Genomic DNA, 2,963 nt, shown 5'->3' with positions numbered 1-2,963 from the left:
GTCCGGGGTGGCCGCGGACCTCGTCGTCGGGGCGCTGCCCGTCGATCCCCGGCTGGGCGAGGCCGCTGCGGCACTGGGGCTCGGCGACCCCGACGCGCAGATCGTGGACTGGATCCTCGACGGCGGGGAGGATCACGGGCTGCTCGGAACCTTCCCTCCCGGGACGACCGTGCCCCCGGGCTTCACCGTCATCGGGACGATCCGCGAGGGGGACCCCGGGGCCGTCTATCTGGACGGCCGCCCGCGCACCCCGGGGGGCTGGGACTCCGCACGGGGCGCGAACTAGGCTGAGCGCATGGCCGTCTACGCACTCGGAGACCTCGAACCCGACATCGCCCCCGACGCCTGGGTGCACCCCGACGCCGTGGTGATCGGCCGCGTCCGGCTGGGGCCGGGCGTGTCGGTGTGGCCGACCGCCGTCCTCCGCGGAGACTACGGGCGCATCGAGGTCGGTGCGATGACCAACATCCAGGACGGCACGATCGTCCACTGCACCGAGACCGAACCGACGGTGTTCGGAGAGCATTGCATCGTGGGCCACAACGCGCACATCGAGGGGGCGACGATCGGGGACGGTGCTCTCGTCTCCTCCGGTTCGATCGTGCTCAACGGCGCCGCGATCGGTGCCGGGGCGGTCGTCGCCGCCGGGTGCCTGATCCCGCCCCGGTTCGAGCTCCCCCCCGCGCGCATGGCGATGGGGGCGCCCGCGAGGATTCGCGAGGGGTACGAGGTGGACCCGGCGATGCTCGAGGGGAACACGCAGAAATACCACGAGAACGCGATGCGGTACCGCTCCGAGCTGCGACGGATCGACTGACCGGGTGGTCGGGGGCGACGCGGGCCGACGCCCGCTGGACGAGCTCGTCGAACCGGGGTGGGCGCGCGCGTTGGCGCCGGTCGAGGACCGCATCCGGCGAATGGGCGACTTCCTGCGCGAGGAGAATTCGGCGGGGCGCGGCCACCTCCCCACCGGTGACCGGATCCTGCGCGCGTTCACCCAGCCGTTCGACGACGTCCGCGTGCTGATCGTGGGTCAGGACCCCTATCCGACCCCGGGCCACGCCGTCGGTCTGAGCTTCGCCGTGGACGGACACGTCCGCCCCCTGCCGCGGAGTCTGGTCAACATCTACCGCGAGTACACCGACGACCTCGGGCTGCCGGCCCCCGCACACGGTGACCTGAGTGCCTGGACCCGCAGCGGCGTGCTCCTCCTCAACCGGGTGCTCACCGTGGCTCCGGGGCAGCCCGCCTCCCACCAGCGCAAAGGGTGGGAGGAGGTCACCGGGCGGGCGATCGAGGCGCTGATCGAGCGCAACCGACCGATGGTCGCGATCCTCTGGGGGCGCCAGGCACAGTCCCTCGGGCCGATGCTCGGGGGCACACCGGTCATCGCCTCCGCGCATCCCTCGCCGCTGTCGGCCTCGCGTGGGTTCTTCGGGTCCCGCCCGTTCAGCCGCGCGAACGACGAGCTGTGCCGGCTCGGCGTGGACCCCGTCGACTGGCGGCTGCCCGAGCTGCCGGATCAGACGTAGGGGTGCGCTCGGACCCCGCCGGAACGCGGGGTGCGCTCAGACCCCGCCGAAGCGCGGGGTGCGCTTGGCGACGAACGCGTCCACGCCCTCGATCCCGTCAGGAGACACCGCCAGCGCCGCGATGGAGTCCCGTTCCGCGTCGAGCTGCTCCGCGAGTGTTCTCTCGCCGGACCGACGCAACAGTTCCTTGGTGGCGGCGTACGAGGCCCGCGGGCCGTTCGCGAGGCGGACGGCCAGGTCGCGAGCAGTGGTCGAGACGTCCTCCTCCGTGAAGGTGGTGAGCAGTCCGATGGCGTGGGCCCGCGCCCCGTCGACGGGCTCGTTGCCGAGGATGAACGCCCGGGCCGCCGCCGCCCCGATCGCCCGGGGCAGACGCCACGACATGCCACCGTCCGGGGACAGGCCGATGCCCGGGTAGGCCGCGAGCAGGCGGGTGTCCGGGCCCCCGACGGAGAAGTCGGCGGCCAGGGCGAGAGACAGTCCCGCGCCCGCCGCCCACCCGGCCACCGCGGCCACCACCGGCACGGGCGCCTCCTCGAGTTGTCGGACCACCCCGTGCAACCGGTCGGCCAGCTCCCGGACGTGCTCCGAACGGTTCTCGGCCGCGGCGAATCCGGGCACGTTGCCGCCCGCACAGAAGTTCTTGCCCAACCCCACCAGGAGGATGGCGCCGGCGTCGATCTCGCCCGACAGGAGGGCGGTCAGCGCGGTGCCCGCCTGGGTGACGGCGTCGGAGTCCAGCGAGTTCCCCTTGCCCTCGAGGGAGACGGGGATGGTGAGGACGCCGTCAGCGAGTGTGACGAGGGGAGCGGCGGTCAGGTCAGGGGTCATCTGGTCTCCAGGGAGTGGTACGGGCCGTCTCGGCCTGTTCGACAGGGTGTCGCACGGTGAGGGTACTAGGCTTGGCCGGGCCGACCGACGGAGTCGGACAGCTGGGGTCAGCGGCGCCGAGGAGGGGTGATGGCACACGAGTCGACGAGTGTCGAGGAACGCCCGTCATCGCTGGACGCCCACGGGCTCCTGGACTGGGCCCGCCGGTGCGTGGAGCACCTCGCGACCCATCGCGAGGAGATCAACGCCCTCAACGTCTTCCCGGTCCCGGACTCGGACACGGGGACCAATCTGCTCTACACGATGAGAGCCGCCGTCGACCGCGCCGAGGGTGAGGAGGCATGGATCTCCGAGGGCGGGGGGAGCGCCGGTGCCCGTGAGATCGCCGTGGCGCTCGGGCACGGCGCCGTCCACGGCGCGCGGGGCAACTCCGGCGTCATCCTGTCGCAGGTCCTCCGGGCGGTCGGCGAGGCGGCGACGTTCACGGTCGTCGACGCCTCCACCTACCGCCGAGCTCTCCGCACGGCGGTCACCCTCGTCGACCACGCGCTCAGCGATCCGGTCGAGGGCACCATCGTGACCGTGCTCCGCGAGGCGGCC

4 protein-coding genes and 1 pseudogene are annotated in these 2,963 nt (G+C 72.8%); 4 read left to right on the top strand and 1 reads right to left on the bottom strand.

All coding sequences use genetic code 11. From position 1 onward, the window contains the following. From G6026_RS12970 to G6026_RS12960, 3 genes and pseudogenes are all read left to right on the top strand, one after another. Positions 1 to 286 (top strand): annotated as a pseudogene (locus G6026_RS12970) (thiamine-phosphate kinase); the annotation flags it as partial. A gap of 9 nt (positions 287 to 295) precedes the next feature. Continuing rightward, the gene (locus G6026_RS12965; RefSeq protein WP_107756666.1) at positions 296 to 817 is read left to right on the top strand and encodes a gamma carbonic anhydrase family protein; all 522 of its coding nucleotides are present in this window, start codon (positions 296 to 298) and stop codon (positions 815 to 817) included. A 4-nt stretch (positions 818 to 821) separates the two neighbouring features. Then, positions 822 to 1,532 carry a uracil-DNA glycosylase gene (locus G6026_RS12960; protein WP_182613420.1) on the top strand — a complete coding sequence of 237 codons (711 nt, stop codon included), beginning with the start codon at positions 822 to 824 and terminating at the stop codon, positions 1,530 to 1,532. Positions 1,533 to 1,568: 36 nt separating this feature from the next. On the opposite strand, the gene G6026_RS12955 is transcribed toward G6026_RS12960, so the two are convergent. Next, entirely contained in the window at positions 1,569 to 2,363 is a 795-nt protein-coding gene (locus tag G6026_RS12955) for an enoyl-CoA hydratase-related protein (protein ID WP_182613419.1), read from the bottom strand. Positions 2,364 to 2,492: 129 nt separating this feature from the next. Here G6026_RS12955 and G6026_RS12950 point away from each other — a divergent pair. Next, a partial coding sequence (locus tag G6026_RS12950) for a DAK2 domain-containing protein (protein ID WP_182613418.1) occupies positions 2,493 to 2,963 on the top strand: 471 nt, incomplete at its 3' end.

The organism is Dietzia sp. DQ11-38-2 (genome assembly GCF_014145055.1).
Taxonomy (GTDB): Bacteria; Actinomycetota; Actinomycetes; order Mycobacteriales; family Mycobacteriaceae; genus Dietzia.
The sequence above is the reverse complement of the archived record's forward strand: the minus strand, read 5'-3'. Positions and strand labels throughout refer to the sequence as shown.

Bases quoted from the DNA above. Each gene is read 5' to 3' on its own strand.
- G6026_RS12955 (WP_182613419.1), bottom strand. From the start codon at position 2,363: ATGACCCCTGACCTGACCGCCGCTCCCCTCGTCACACTCGCTGACGGC.
- G6026_RS12965 (WP_107756666.1), top strand. From the start codon at position 296: ATGGCCGTCTACGCACTCGGAGACCTCGAACCCGACATCGCCCCCGAC.